The sequence below is a fragment of the Kitasatospora sp. NPDC085464 genome (assembly GCF_044541955.1).
In the GTDB taxonomy this organism is placed as follows: Bacteria; Actinomycetota; Actinomycetes; order Streptomycetales; family Streptomycetaceae; genus Kitasatospora.
Genome location: NZ_JBITTM010000002.1, coordinates 230,706 through 244,130 on the forward strand (window position 1 = coordinate 230,706; position 13,425 = coordinate 244,130).

Genomic DNA, 13,425 nt, shown 5'->3' on the forward strand with positions numbered 1-13,425 from the left:
GTTTCCCCCGCTCAGGCCGCGAGCGCGACGGTCGAAGGGGCAGCCTGCGTACGGGCGGCCACGTACTCCTTGAGCGCCTCGGCGGGCACTCGGCGGAGACGGCCGATCGTCACGGACGGGACTTCGCCGGAGGCGACCAGGGCGTACATGGTCGTCCGGCCGACGCCGAGACGACGGGCGGCTTCCTCCACGGTGAGGGCGACGAGCGTCGGGTCCGGCACCGCTGTGCCGCAGCTGGCGACGAGGGCAAGGAGCTGGTGCTCCGTGAGGCCGATTGCGCCGGCAAGGCGCGCGAGAGACAGAGGCGTTTCAGGCATAGGTGTTCCTCCCGGCGGCGCGGGGCAACGCGCCGCCGTGGCGACTGTTGGGATGGGCGGTGGATTGGCGGGTTGCCGGGCGGCCCTCGACGTTCGTAGCACCGGGGGTCGGGCAGCGGGGTAGGTGGTGGGCGGGGCGGGCACACTACGGCGGTCTCGGCTCGGAACCTAAAACGATCTTGGCCGCATGGGCCGGGTCGGGCGTTTTAGGTCGCGAGCCGGGTCGCGGCGATGATGCTCCGTGAGGCCGTCGATCCCCGAGCTGGCGCGGCCCTCAGCGTTCGTAGCGCCGAGGGTCGGGCAGCGGGGTGGTGGGCGGGACGGGCACACTACGACGGCCCCGGCCGGAAACGAAAAAAGATCTTGGGCGCGTGCGCCAGAGCGACCTTTTTAGGTTTCCGGCCGGATCGCGGCAATGACGCCCAGGCGGCGAGCCGGGCGGGCTCGCTTACCGGTCAGCCGAGGGGTCCTTGCGGAGCGGGTCCCACTGGGAGTTGGGGGCCGGGTGCCACGTGGGCTCGGCACCGGAGGGCCCGAGGTCGACGCCTTGGGCTTCGAGCCGTTCGGCGATCTCCTCGTACGTGCGCAGGGCCTCGTCGTACCGGGCCTTGGCGGCCTGTTCGAGGTCGTGGGCGGTTCTCCACTCCTGCTCGGCCTTCTCGACGGCGAAGCCTGCTTCCTGCAGCTCGTAGTCCGGTTCGTCCGGGCCAGCCACGGCTTCGGTCATGAAGTTCGCTGGCGGGACGCTGAGTGCCTTGGCCAGGCCGATGACCTCGTCGAAGCGGACCGGGCGGGTTCCGTTCTCGATCTTGGCGACCTGGGTCTGGTGGAACTTGAAGCCGAGCCGGGTCATGCGTTCGGCCACGTCCTCCTGGGAGAGGCGGGCGGCCTTGCGCAAGACCTTCAGGTTGTGGGCCACGAGGGCCTCGCCCTCCAGGGCTTTGTACCGATGCACCATGGGGTTGACCATACCAACCTCCTTCCGATTGCGAGCAGGCGCAACGCGACGACAGGAGCGACTGTAGCAGCATGAAATGCCCAACCGCCAAGCGGTTGAGTGGACCTTCACGACACCTCCACGAATCGGTTCAGCCAGCGCAAATGCCGAGAGAGGTTGAGATCGTCATGCGCGAATCGCTTGACAGTGGCCCGATGCCCCGCTACGTTCGACCATGACAGCATGAAATGTCCAACCGAGAGGAGGTTAAGCCGGGCCGGGCGCCAGCCCGAATGCCCCCAGGAAAACGCGAAGCCCCCGGCGCTACGAACACCGGGGGCTGATCGAAAACCTCGCCACCGCCCATCCCAGGACAGTCGACCTACGGCGGACCGGGTTGCCCCCCGGAGCCGCCGAGTGAGGATCTCCATGACCGAGGTTACTGCCTCCCAGCCCCACGCCACACCCCTCGCAGCGGACAAGCCCGCTGTCGCATGGCCGCCCGTGGCCAAGGCCGGCGAGCCCGGCACCTACCTGCCCGCCCAGCAGGCCCTCGCGTCCACAGCCTGTGGACGCGACGCCGAGGCGGCACCTGCCGAGCCCACCGTCCCGGACGGGACCGACCTGATGCCCGACACCGAGGCGACCGAGGGCGCCGACCTGCTCGCGCAGCTGAGGGCCCAGATCGCGAAGTTCGTGATCCTTCCCTCCGACCAGGCCCTGGACGCCACCACGTTGTGGGTCGCGGCGACCCACCTGCAGTGCTCGTGGCAGCACGCCCCGCGCCTGGCCGTGGTCGGCCCGGCCAAGCGCTGCGGCAAGTCCCGCCTGCTCGACGTGCTCGCCGAGACGGTCCATCAGCCGATGCTGACGGTGAACTCTTCTCCGGCCGCCATCTTCCGCACGATCAGCGAGGAGCCGCCCACCCTGCTGGTGGACGAGGCGGACACGATCTTCGGCAGTCCAAAGGCGGCGGAAAAGAACGAGGAGATGCGCGGCCTGCTCAACGCCGGGCACCAGCGCGACCGCTACGTGCTGCGGGTCGTCGGCAACGACCACACCCCGCGCAAGTTCCCCACCTTCGCCATGGCGGCCATCGCCGGAATCGGCGACCTCCCCGACACGATCATGGACCGCTCGATCGTGATCCGCATGCGCCGCCGAGCCGAGGGCGAGCGCGTCGCCCCGTACCGCACCCAGCGGGACCGGCCCGCCCTGCACGCGATCCGCGACAAGATCGCCCGCTGGACGGCACCGCTCGCTGACCGGGCCCTGCGCCTGGAGCCCGCCATGCCGGTCGAGGACCGCGCCGCCGACACCTGGGAACCCCTGGTGATCATCGCCGACCTCGCCGGAGGACCCTGGCCCCGCCTGGCCCGCCAGGCGTGCAAGCGCATGGTCGACGCCGAGGTCCAGACCGAGGAGGACAACCCCGGCGGCGCGCGGATCCTCGCGGACATCCGGCGGATCTTCCACGCCGCCGGTGAGCCGGACAGCATCGCCACCGACCAACTGCTGTTCAACCTCAACGGCGACCCCGAGGCCCCCTGGGCCGAGACCAGCCGAGGCGGGCTGACCCCGCGCGGCCTCGGCGCGATGCTCCGCGAGTTCGGCATCTCCTCCGGCAACGTCCGCATGCCCGATGGAACCCAGCGCAAGGGCTACCTGCGCAACAAGTTCCTCGACGCCTGGCGGCGCTACTGCCCCGCAGTCCACCCCGTGAACACCACCGCAGCGGGCAGCAGAGGCTGACCACCCTCCCCGAAATGCCGTCCCTGCCGTCCCAGCCGTAACACCGCAGGTCACCACACCTGCCGCCAAGACGGAACGGCACCCCAAGACGGCAACGCCATCCGCACCAAGACGGATCAGGCCCACGCCAAGACGGCAGCCGTCCACTCCCACCAGCGGCCCGCCGCCGCCCCCGTCCGGGGCGCGAGCGGCGGGCCCTGGCCGGGACGGGAAACACATCCGTCTTGTGCCGTCCCAGCCGTCCCTGCCGTAAAACAGCAGGTCAAAGGCCATGCCTTCGGGACGGATACGAGCCCCAAGACGGATACCGCACCGTCCCGAACCCGAACTCCGCCGTGTCCACGGCACCACCCGGGCAGCCGGGCCCGCCCCAGCCCAGAGACCGTCCCGCAGCACCAAGACGGCAAGACGGCAAAGACGGCAATCCCACAAACCACCACCGCCCGACCCGCGAGGACCACCTTCCGCATGACCGCCACCACCCCAACGCGGCGTCTGCCCCGCCCGGACGCCGTCCTCATACAGGCCGCCATCGCAGGCGCCCTGTCCTTCGCCCACCTCCACGACATCGCCGAAGCCGCCGGACAACACGGCTGGAAAGCCTGGGCCTACCCCGTCTCGGTCGACCTGCTGCTCGTCGCCGCCTGGCACCGCATGCGAACCCTGCGCGCCATCGGACACCCCGCCGGCACCGCCTGGACCTGGTTCGCCATCGCCCTGACCGCCTCCCTCGGCGCCAACGTCGCCACCGCCGGGCTCCTCGACCTCGCCCACGTCCCCGCCTGGCTACGGATCCTCGTCGCCGGATGGCCCGCCCTCGCCTTCTTCGGCGGCACCCTCCTCGCCCACAACACCACCGCGACCGCGACCGCCATCGACCCGAAGCGCGCCGAGGGCGAACTCCCGCTCCGCGAAAACCCCGAGCCTGCACCGGCAACCGAGTCCGCACCGGTGACGGACGCGGAGCAGTACGACCTACCCGCCGACGAACCGGTGCTCGAGCCCGACCACGACGTCCGGCCCGACAGCCGGAAACCGGTGGTGGGCACCAAGCGCACCGGCCGCAAGCCCGCCGCCTCGATGGACGAGCTGGCCGAGATCGTCCGGCCCGCCGTCCAGGAGCACGGCCCCACCCAGGCCGTGATCAGGACAGTCCTGCGCGAAGCCGGCATACCCATCGCCAGCGACCGCCTCGGCAAGCTGACCCAGCGCTTCAAGGACGAACAGGCCAGCCAGCAGGCCGACGCGCAAGCCAGCGCCTCGGCGGCCTGAGGCCCCCACCGCTCGCCCGAGCGCCGGCCCGCTTCCGGACCGGGCGAGCGGCCCCTCACCGACGCTGACCGACGCTCACCGGAACTCCCCCCGCGCCCATCCGGAGACCCCGGAAGTCCTGACCCGGCGACGTCTACACCGGAACTCCGGCACCGCCAAACCCCTCTTCCGCCGGACCATCACCCCGCATCCGGCGAACGCCCCACGAACCGACAACCACCTGCCCTCACAGAAGAACCGGAAGATCCCCGTGCCCGACCAGCAGCACCACCTCGTCCCTGCTTCCGCCACGCCCGAGCAGGAAGCCCAGCACCGCGGAACCGGTAGCGACAAGCCCGGACGTGGTGGCATATTCGCCCGCGTCAAGCACGCGCTGCCCTGGACCAATGACGGTCACGACAACGACGGAGCAAGCTGGGGCAAAGTCCACATCGCCGTTGGCGACGCGGACTTTGCGCTTGACCCCGCCCCAGGGGTGGCGGGGCAGGACCGGCGCAAGGGCGCGCCGGACCAGGAGGTCGCGACCGAGGGCGGCCACGACCAGGACGAGCTCTCCGAGCCCAGCGCCGAGCCGCTCCCGAGCAGCGACGCCGAGCCCGCCGACGTACGTGTCGTGCGTGAAGCGCCGACCGTGACCACAGCCGAGTTCCTCCACGAGCGCGTTCCAGTACTCGACCGGCCGCCGCTTCCGGAAGACGAGCGCATCGCTGCGATTGCCAAGCGGATGTACCAGCCGCGTTCCGGAACCAAGCGCGACGACCAGCTCACCTGCTCCGTGGAACCGACCGAGAAGGTCATGATCGACCTCGCCGCCGCCAAGCTCGAACTCTCACGCTCCGCGTTCCTGGCGAACTCCGGCATGAGCGTCGCCCTGGAGGTCGTGAAGACCGGCCGCCCCGACGGCTTCGTCCCCCTGCCCGACCGCAAGGCCGTCGACCAGCTCACCCAAGCGATCGGCACCCACCAGCGGGCGATCGACCGCGCCGGCAATAACCTCAACCAGCTCATGGTCGAGATCTACCGGGGCGAGCTCCCCGAGCGCGCCATGCAGGTCCTGGATGCCCTCCACGCCTGCGCGACCGAGGCCCGCCTCGCCTACCAGCGCATCCTGGCGGGAGGCCGCCATGGTGCCTGACGTCTCCACCGGCTCGCGCACCCGCGGCCTGCTCTCCTACCTCTTCGGCCCCGGCCGGCGCGACGAGCACACCGACCCGCACATCGTCGCAGCGTTCGCCATGCCCGGCCTGCCCGACCCCGGCCGCGCACCCCTCGACCAGCACCATGACCTGCTGACCGACCTGGCCGACTACCTCGACCAGCCCGTCCGCGCCCGCGAGATGCGCCTGGGCGCCAAGATCCCGCAGCACGTGTGGCACTGCCCCGTCCGCACCGCGCCCGGCGACCGCTACCTCACCGACGCCGAATGGGCCGAGGTCGCCCGCCGCATCGTCCACGCCACCGGCATCGCCCCCGACGGAGACGACAAGGGCTGCCGGTGGATCGCCGTACGCCACGCCGACGACCACATCCACATCATGGCCACCAGCGTCCGCGAGGACGGCCGCCGCCCCCGCAACAAGCGCGACGGCCAACGCGCCCAGGCCGAGTGCCGCAAGGTCGAGAAAGAACTCGGCCTGCGCCAGCTCAACTCCGGCGACCACACCGCCGCCCCGATGCCCACAAGCGCCGAGCAGGCCAAGGCCCAGCGCACCGGCCATGAGCAGACCGCCAAGGAGTGGCTGCAGGAACAGGCCCAGGCCGTCGCCGCCGCCGTCCGCGATGAGGAGGAGTACTTCTCCACCCTCACCGCCCTCGGCATCCAGGTCCGCTACCGCATCGGCCCCGAGAGCGGCGACGTCATCGGCTACAGCCTCGCCCGCCCTGGCGACGTCAACGCCCAAGGCGAACCCGTCTACTTCGGCGGCTCCAAGCTCTCCCCCGACCTGTCCATCAACCGCCTGCGCGAACGCCTCGCCGCCCAGCAGCCCACCACACCCGCACGGGGCACGGCCGAACCGGACCGCTGGCGACAGGCCGAGACCACCCTGCGGGAGACCGCCCGCTTCGCCTACCAGGACCAACACCACCCCGACGTGCCCGACGTCGACGCGTTCGACACCGTCGTCCAGGCCCAGGCCGCTGCTTTTGGCGAACTCCTCCACACCGCCGCCCTCACCGCACCCGCCCACACCCGCGCCGAACTACGAGCCGCCGCAACCGCGTTCAACCGCGCCACCCGATCCAAGGTCCGTGCCGAACACCAGCAGGCCGCAGCCCTCCGCACCGCCGCCAAGCAACTCCTGCACACCGCCGGCTCCGGCGAGGACGGCGCCACCGCCGCCGCCCTGCTGTCCACCGCCGTCTTCGTCGTGATCGCCATTGCCCGCTGGCACCAGACCCGAGGCCACCAGCAGCAAGCCCACGCCGCCCAGCAGTCCCTCGTCCACCTGCGAACCGCCTACCGGCAGACGGCTGAGCCGGTCATCGCCGACCTCACCCGCCGCACCCCCACCCCCAAGACCACCGACCGCCTCGCCGCCCAGGTCCAGGCCGCCGTCCCCGACCACGCCCAGCGCATCCTCGCCGACCCATCCTGGCCCGCCCTGGCCACCGCGCTCGCCCAGGCCGAATCCTCCGGCCAACCACCCCGCCGAGCCCTCACCGAGGCCGCCCAGCAACGGGAGCTCACCACCGCCGACCGACCCGCCGAAGTCCTCCTCTGGCGCCTGCGCAACGCCACCAGCGACCGCATCGACCAGCGCACCCAGGCCGCACGCGCCCGCACCGGCAGCACCACCGCGAAGGCCGCGCCCACCACACCCGCCGTGCCGACCGGCCCCAAGGCCGCCAGTGATCCCACTCGCCGACGCTGATCATCTCACCGAGGGCTCACGCGCCCCCAAGCCACACGAACGCCCGTGCCATAGATGTCAGTTCGATGTCTTCTCCGGCGGCCGGGAACCATCCCGGCCGCCGTGCGTCTTGTGTGCTTGCCAACCGTCACCCGACACCGAAGGGCACCACTTGACCAACCCCAGCACCGACCGCGACGGCCACCACAGAGCCGTCATCCGCGCCGTCCCCCATGCCGGCGAACTCGACGCCCGCGGCATCCCCATCACCTGCCCCAACTGCCGCGCCCACCGCGACTGGCTCCTCCTTAACGTCCGCCAGCAGGTCTTCGTCCGCTGCCGCTGCGCGGCCGAGTGGCACGAGCCTGACCTCACCCGCGCCTACTTCGACCTGCACTTCACCGCCCCCGAACACGAGTGGGACGAGTGGGACGACTACGACACCGCCATGCGGGCACTCGCCTTCGACGGCCTGCTCGCCGGCACCACCTGGTCATAACGAGCGGCGTCGCATCGGGTATGACACTCGGCATGGCCGGTAAAGCCCGTTGACCTGCTGATTCCGAGGGACCGACTCCCGGGTCGGTCCCCTCGTCCAGTGCCAGGACTGGGGACGTAGTCGATGCAACGACGTTGCGGTAGATGCAACGTGCAGGTAGATCGTGGTGCCGATGACTTGGGGTGCGGTCGGGACGGTGGCCGTTAAGCTCCGGCCAGGGCTGAGTGCGGCGAGTTGCCGTGCCGGGCACCGGCCACGGGGTCGTGTGCGGCTTCGGCGTCTTGATGGAACGGGTAGTCCGTGTAGCCGACCTCCCCGCCGCCGTAGAACGTGGCCGGGTCGGCTGCGGCCAGCGGCAGATTCGCCCGATAGCGGCGGACGAGGTCCGGGTTGGCGATGAACGGCGTACCGAAGGCGACCAGGTCGGCATGCCCGGCGTGCACCGCTGCTCGGGCACGGTTGAGGTCGTAGCCGTTGTTGGCGATGTACGTGCCGGCGAACCGCTCCCGCAGGGCGCGGTAGTCGAGGGAGACGGCCGTCGTCGCCATGCCGCCCTCCAGGACGTGCGCGTACGCCAGGCCGCGCGGGCTCAACTGCCCAAGGAAGTACTCGAAGTGGCCCTGGGGGTCGGAGTCCGCCATCGAGTTGAAGCCGTTCTCCGGCGTCAGCCGTACCCCGACCCGGTGGGCGGGCCACTGCTCGCACACGGCGTCGAGGACCTCATTTAGCAAGCGCATGCGGTTGGCCGCGCTCCCGCCGTAGGCGTCCGTGCGGTGGTTGGTGCCGTCGCGCAGGAACTGGTCGATCAGGTAGCCGTTGCCGGCATGGACCTCGATCCCGTCGAAGCCTGCCTGCTTCGCCAGCTCGGCGGCGCGGCGGAACTGCTCGGCGACGCCCGGCAGCTCGCCGCTGTCGAGGACGCGGGGCGTCACGAAGTCCTGCGGGCCGGTGTAGGTGACGGCCTGGCCGGCGGGTGCGAGCGCTGAGGGGGCGACGGGCGCCTGCCCGTCCAGCAGGCTCGGGTGGGAGACGCGGCCGCAGTGCTGCAGCTGGACGAAGATGCGCCCGCCCTCCGCGTGGACCGCATCGGTCAGACGCCGCCAGCTCTCCGCCTGGGCGGCGGTGTGCAGTCCGGGCGTGAAGGGGTAGCCGACCGCCTGCGGGGAGACGGTGGTGGACTCCGCGACGATCAGGCCCGCGGTGGCGCGCTGCCGGTAGTGGTCGACCATCAGCGAGGGAACGCAGCCGTCGGTGTCGGCGCGGTTGCGGGTCATCGGCGCCATCACCATCCGGTTGGCGAGCGTCAGGCCGCCCAGGTCGAACGGCGTGAACAGGTCGAGGGGCATGCGGAACTCCAGCCGTGGAATCGTAGGACAGTCGTCCTAGAGCGCCGTCACGCTAGGTCGCTGGTCTCGGCGGTGTCAATGGCTTGACGATCTAGGACGCCTGACCTACGTTGTGGCTCTAGGTCGACTGTCCTACGACATCGGAAGGGGCTCACCATGCCTGCTGTGGCGACCCGCGAACAGATCGTCGCGGCGGCCGACCGGCTCTTCTACCACCACGGCTACGAGCACACCTCGTTCGCGGACATCGCCGGAGCCGTCGGCCTGTCGAGGGGCAACTTCTACTACCACTTCAAGTCCAAGGACGCGATCCTGGACGCGGTGATCGACGCCCGCCTCGCCGATACCCGGCGGATGCTGGAGCAGTGGGAGGCCGAAGCGCCGACCCCGGCCGGCCGGATCATGCGGTACGTCGAAATCGTGCTGACCAACCGCGCCGACATCCAGGACTACGGCTGCCCCGTGGGCACCCTCACCACCGAGCTGGCCAAGCTGGAGCACGCCATGCTCGGCCAGGCCGGCCGCCTGTTCACCCTGTTCCGCACCTGGCTGCGCGAGCAGTTCGCACTCCTCGGGCACGCCGAGCAAGCCGACGAGCTGGCGATGCACGTCCTCGCCTTCAGCCAGGGCGTCGCCGTCATGGCCAACGCCGTCCACGACGAAGCGTTCATCCAGCGCGAAGTCGACCGGATGCGCGAGTGGCTGCACACCTACGAGAGATGAGTGATAAGCATGTTCGTGGTCCTGCTCCGCTTCTCGGACAACAAGGCTGGCGCCGCACAGCACATGGCCGGCCACCAGGAGTGGATCCAGCGTGGCCTGGACGACGGGGTCTTCCTGCTGGTCGGCAGCATCCAGCCGGGCCTGGGTGGCGCGGTCCTCGCCCACAACACCTCTCCCGAGGAACTGCGCAAGCGCGTGGACGAGGACCCGTTCGTCGCCCAGGACGTCGTCACGCCGGAGGTCATCGAGATCGCGCCGGGGATGGCGGACGAGCGGCTGAGCTTCCTGCTGTGACGACACCGTTCCTCGGACCCGACGGTGGGCCGCGCTGCACCTGGAGCGGCGCCGCCCCGGAGTTCCTCGCTTACCACGACACCGAGTGGGGCTTTCCCGTCGGTGACGACCAGCGCCTGTTCGAGAAGCTGAGCCTGGAGGGCTTCCAGTCCGGGCTTAGCTGGCGCACGATCCTGGCCAAGCGCGAGAACTTCCGCTCCGCCTTCGCGGCCTTCGAGATCCCGGCCGTCGCCCGCTTCGACCAGCACGACGTCGAGCGCCTCCTGGGCGACGCCGGCATCGTCCGGCACCGCGGCAAGATCGAGGCGGTGATCAACAACGCCCGCCGGGCCGAGAACCTGATCGAGCGTGAGGGGTCGCTGGCGGCGTTCGTCTGGCGCTACGAACCCGACACGGGCGATCTGGCCGAACCGCAGACCGCCTCGACGTCACCCGCCTCGGTCGCCTTGTCGAAGGATCTGAAGAAGCGCGGCTGGAAGTTCGTCGGGCCCACCACCGTGTTCGCGTTCATGCAGGCCATGGGACTGATCAACGACCACGCCCGCGACTGCACGATCCGGCCCGAGGTCCAGCAGAGCCGCAAAGAATTCCACCGCCCTGGGCAGGCCGCCCCCGGGCCCGACCGGACCGGACCTCGGCAGTAGGGGCCAGCCGGGCTACTCCGGCCGCACCACCTGCGCAGCACGGCCGACGTCCTCTCCGCACTCTCCAACCTCGGCCTTCAGCGAACCGACTGCAGGAAGGACGCACCTGATGGGTGATGGCAGGAATACGGCACGTCAGGGATAAGTGATCTCCGCCGGTATGACCCACAGCCTGAGGTTCGCCTACCCGGCGGGCCTCATGCGTTCCAGGGCCAGCCCACGAACCAGCAGCGCCACCCCTTCCCGAACAACGCGGTCAATGCCAGCTCCGGTCCGAAAGCACTACACCGTGGCCCCCAGCATCGGTACGGTAGCGATCCGTAGTGGCTTCAACACGGCACCGGGGGCCAGCGTGGGGGGCAACGGCATCACGTTCGGCAAGTTCATCGCGCTCCGTCGCGCCGAGATGGAGTGGACTCAGCTCCGCCTCGCCACTGAGCTCGACCGCAGCGAGGTCTGGATGTCGCTGGTCGAACGGGACTTACAGCAGGTGAAAGACCTGACCTTGCTCCGGCGCCTCGCGGAGGTACTGAGCTGCGAGCTCAACGAGCTGATGGCCTTACCGCAACCAGCCGCAGACCGGCCGAGGTCCCGCCCCCGCAAGTCCACCTCGGCTACGCTGACGAGCAGTTCCGCTGCCGAGGAGGACGATGTGCGACGCCGCCCGTTCCTGACCCTGGCGGCTGCCGCCCTGTTCACCCCGGTTGCCGGCCAGCAGGCCGCGCACGCCGAGGCAGCCTCACCGCTGGCCGGCCTGGAGGACCTGCTGCTCTACGGGACAAGGCGGGTTCCGGCGCCCCGCAGCGAGCCCACCCACGAGACCGTCGCTGCCTCCCTCCTGACGTCCCGTCGTGAGTTCAAGGCAGCCAAGTACGACGCGCTCGCTGAGGCGCTACCGAGCCGGATCGCTGCCGCCCAGATGGTCGGCAGCACCGAAGAGCGGGCTCGCAACGTCGCCCGGCTCTACAACCTCGCGGTCCGACTGTGCATCAAGATCGGCGACAACAATCTGGTGGCCATCACCGCCGACCGCGCGCTCACCGCCGCCCGGGACGGCGGCGACCCGCTGGTGGTCGCGGAGGCACAGCGAATGGTCTCCAGCGCCTGGCGACGCCAGGGCAGCCTGGCTCGGGCAACCGACATCGTGGTGGTTGCCGCCGAAGACCTCCTCGCCGACACCACGGTGCCCGAGTCCGCCCGCCTGGCCGCCCGCGGCGACCTGTACGCCACTGCGGCCTACACCGCCGCGAAGACCGGCGACCGCGCCTACGCGCACTCGCTGATCCGTGAGGCTGCCGACAGCGCCGCAGCCGCTGGCCGGGCTTCCGGCTTGGTCGACGGCATCCAGGGCGTCGCCCTGCACGAGTTGTCGGTGCATTACGAGCTCGGCGACGCTGGCCGGGCGATCGAGCTGGCCTCCACGATCGACCCCACCGCGCTGCCGACCGCCGAGCGTCAAGCCCGCTTCTTCACCGATGTGGCCCGTGCGTTCGACCAGTGGAACAAGCCCGAACAGTGCTACCGGGCTCTGCTTGCCGCCGAGGAGGCGGCCCCGCAGGAGATCCGCCGGGGTGCCGTCCGTGACCTCGTCACCCCCCTGCTTCGGCACGACCGCAAGCTGCCCGGCGTACGGGACTTCGCCGCCCGAGCAGGCGTTCAGATCGTCTGACCCGTAGCCGGACTACGGGCCGTAGTCCGGCTACGGATCCAGCATTCTGCCCGGCAGTTCACTGGGGAACGTCCACTTCTCCCCCTGCTGCCGAAGGCCCTCCCATGCCAACGCCCAGCACCTCCCCGCCGCCCGCCAACCGGCGGCACGCCGCCCCGGCGGATCGTGACCGGCTCGGCGCCTTTCTCACCGCATCCTGGGCCGCCTTGCACCTTCCCGTGCTCGCCCTGCTTGGCCTGGCTGTTCATAACCAGCCGACCGAGGCCAGCCCCCAGATTGCGGCGACCGCGCCCGACCTGCCTGCCTCCTGAGGCACCCGGAGGCCGTCGCGACGGCCCCTCCCTTTCTTCCACTCGCTCGTCCGAGAGGAGATCCAGCCATGCACCGGCTGACCGACGCGCCTGCGCTGCACGCCGAGATGGAGCGCATCGACTACCGCACCACGCCTGCGTACTACTTCGACACCGAGCGCGTCACCGACCCGGTCGTGCTGCACCTGCTGAACTGCTGCCCGACCGTGTTCGGCCTCAAGAAGGCCATCACCGACCTGCTGGCCGGCAACCTGGACGTCCCCCTGCCGGAGGCGACCGGGACCATCGAGCCCGGCGCCACCGTTCGGGGCCACGTGATCGTCGCGCCCGGGGCCGTCATCGCCGAAGGCGCTTTCGTCACCGGCCCGGTGCTGGTCTGCCCCGGCGCCGTGATCGAGGCCGGCGCCCGGGTTCGCGACAACACCGTCGTCGGCCCCGGCTGCCAGATCGGCTTCGGCGCCGAGGTCACCCGCTCCTTGCTGACCGGTGGCGTCTTCATGAAGCACACCAGCTTCGTCGGGGACTCCGTGCTCGGCCTCGGCGTCAACATCGGCGCGTTCGTGTCCACCACCGGCCTGCGGTGCACCTCCGGCCCGGTCACCGAACCGGCCACCGAAGAGGTCTGCGCACACCTGGACGGCCGGCGCATTGCCACTGGCCAGACCAAGTTCGGCGCGGTGATCGGCGACAGCGTGATCGTCCCGGCAGGCACCGTCCTGCAACCCGCCACCCTGATCGGAGCCCACACCGTGCTCTACCCGAAGACCCAGGTCGGGGGCTTCTTCCCGGCCGGAAGCCAGGGAAGGTGA

13 protein-coding genes are annotated in these 13,425 nt (G+C 70.5%); 10 read left to right on the forward strand and 3 right to left on the reverse strand.

From position 1 onward, the window contains the following. Positions 1 to 11: 11 nt before the first annotated feature. The gene (locus ACIGG8_RS02690; protein ID WP_396545076.1) at positions 12 to 221 is read right to left on the reverse strand and encodes a helix-turn-helix domain-containing protein; all 210 of its coding nucleotides are present in this window, start codon (positions 219 to 221) and stop codon (positions 12 to 14) included. Between the two features lie 544 nt (positions 222 to 765). Then, positions 766 to 1,275, reverse strand: coding sequence for a helix-turn-helix domain-containing protein (locus ACIGG8_RS02695; RefSeq protein ID WP_396545078.1), 510 nt, complete (start codon positions 1,273 to 1,275; stop codon positions 766 to 768). A 408-nt stretch (positions 1,276 to 1,683) separates the two neighbouring features. On the opposite strand from ACIGG8_RS02695, the gene ACIGG8_RS02700 reads away from it, so the two are divergent. The 5 genes from ACIGG8_RS02700 (at position 1,684) to ACIGG8_RS02720 (ending at position 7,629) form a co-directional block, all read left to right on the forward strand. Beyond that, positions 1,684 to 3,006: a DUF3631 domain-containing protein gene (locus ACIGG8_RS02700; RefSeq protein ID WP_396545080.1), complete on the forward strand. Its 1,323-nt coding sequence runs from the start codon at positions 1,684 to 1,686 to the stop codon at positions 3,004 to 3,006. 468 nt (positions 3,007 to 3,474) lie between these two features. After that, entirely contained in the window at positions 3,475 to 4,278 is an 804-nt protein-coding gene (locus ACIGG8_RS02705) for a DUF2637 domain-containing protein (RefSeq protein ID WP_396545082.1), read from the forward strand. A 250-nt stretch (positions 4,279 to 4,528) separates the two neighbouring features. Continuing rightward, positions 4,529 to 5,413, forward strand: coding sequence for a hypothetical protein (locus ACIGG8_RS02710; RefSeq protein WP_396545085.1), 885 nt, complete (start codon positions 4,529 to 4,531; stop codon positions 5,411 to 5,413). Next, positions 5,403 to 7,151 (forward strand): relaxase/mobilization nuclease domain-containing protein, encoded by a 1,749-nt coding sequence (locus ACIGG8_RS02715; RefSeq protein ID WP_396545087.1) that lies wholly within the window; start codon positions 5,403 to 5,405, stop codon positions 7,149 to 7,151. The genes ACIGG8_RS02710 and ACIGG8_RS02715 overlap by 11 nt, the downstream gene beginning before the upstream one ends. A gap of 151 nt (positions 7,152 to 7,302) precedes the next feature. After that, on the forward strand, positions 7,303 to 7,629 hold the full coding sequence (locus tag ACIGG8_RS02720; protein WP_396545089.1) for a hypothetical protein: 327 nt from the start codon (positions 7,303 to 7,305) through the stop codon (positions 7,627 to 7,629). Between the two features lie 203 nt (positions 7,630 to 7,832). Here ACIGG8_RS02720 and ACIGG8_RS02725 read toward each other — a convergent pair whose 3' ends face one another. Then, a complete protein-coding gene (locus ACIGG8_RS02725) occupies positions 7,833 to 8,975 on the reverse strand; it encodes an alkene reductase (RefSeq protein WP_396545091.1) in 1,143 nt (380 codons plus the stop codon). Between the two features lie 156 nt (positions 8,976 to 9,131). Between ACIGG8_RS02725 and ACIGG8_RS02730 the strand changes: the two genes are divergently transcribed. From ACIGG8_RS02730 to ACIGG8_RS02750, 5 genes are all read left to right on the forward strand, one after another. After that, complete coding sequence (locus tag ACIGG8_RS02730) at positions 9,132 to 9,698, forward strand: TetR/AcrR family transcriptional regulator (protein ID WP_396545093.1); 567 nt, start codon at positions 9,132 to 9,134, stop codon at positions 9,696 to 9,698. A gap of 9 nt (positions 9,699 to 9,707) precedes the next feature. Then, positions 9,708 to 9,992, forward strand: a complete 285-nt coding sequence (locus ACIGG8_RS02735; RefSeq protein WP_396545095.1) for a YciI family protein — start codon at positions 9,708 to 9,710, stop codon at positions 9,990 to 9,992. Next, positions 9,989 to 10,636, forward strand: coding sequence for a DNA-3-methyladenine glycosylase I (locus ACIGG8_RS02740; protein ID WP_396545097.1), 648 nt, complete (start codon positions 9,989 to 9,991; stop codon positions 10,634 to 10,636). Before ACIGG8_RS02735 ends, ACIGG8_RS02740 begins: the two co-directional genes overlap by 4 nt. 289 nt (positions 10,637 to 10,925) lie before the next feature. Continuing rightward, positions 10,926 to 12,305: a helix-turn-helix domain-containing protein gene (locus ACIGG8_RS02745; RefSeq protein WP_396545099.1), complete on the forward strand. Its 1,380-nt coding sequence runs from the start codon at positions 10,926 to 10,928 to the stop codon at positions 12,303 to 12,305. Positions 12,306 to 12,684: 379 nt separating this feature from the next. Further along, positions 12,685 to 13,425, forward strand: coding sequence for a hypothetical protein (locus ACIGG8_RS02750; RefSeq protein WP_396545101.1), 741 nt, complete (start codon positions 12,685 to 12,687; stop codon positions 13,423 to 13,425).

Excerpts from the sequence above, each read along its gene's own strand:
- ACIGG8_RS02695 (WP_396545078.1), bottom strand. The coding sequence starts at position 1,275 with ATGGTGCATCGGTACAAAGCCCTGGAGGGCGAGGCCCTCGTGGCCCAC.
- ACIGG8_RS02700 (WP_396545080.1), top strand. The coding sequence starts at position 1,684 with ATGACCGAGGTTACTGCCTCCCAGCCCCACGCCACACCCCTCGCAGCG.
- ACIGG8_RS02705 (WP_396545082.1), top strand. The coding sequence starts at position 3,475 with ATGACCGCCACCACCCCAACGCGGCGTCTGCCCCGCCCGGACGCCGTC.
- ACIGG8_RS02715 (WP_396545087.1), top strand. The coding sequence starts at position 5,403 with ATGGTGCCTGACGTCTCCACCGGCTCGCGCACCCGCGGCCTGCTCTCC.
- ACIGG8_RS02725 (WP_396545091.1), bottom strand. The coding sequence starts at position 8,975 with ATGCCCCTCGACCTGTTCACGCCGTTCGACCTGGGCGGCCTGACGCTC.
- ACIGG8_RS02730 (WP_396545093.1), top strand. The coding sequence starts at position 9,132 with ATGCCTGCTGTGGCGACCCGCGAACAGATCGTCGCGGCGGCCGACCGG.
- ACIGG8_RS02735 (WP_396545095.1), top strand. The coding sequence starts at position 9,708 with ATGTTCGTGGTCCTGCTCCGCTTCTCGGACAACAAGGCTGGCGCCGCA.
- ACIGG8_RS02750 (WP_396545101.1), top strand. The coding sequence starts at position 12,685 with ATGCACCGGCTGACCGACGCGCCTGCGCTGCACGCCGAGATGGAGCGC.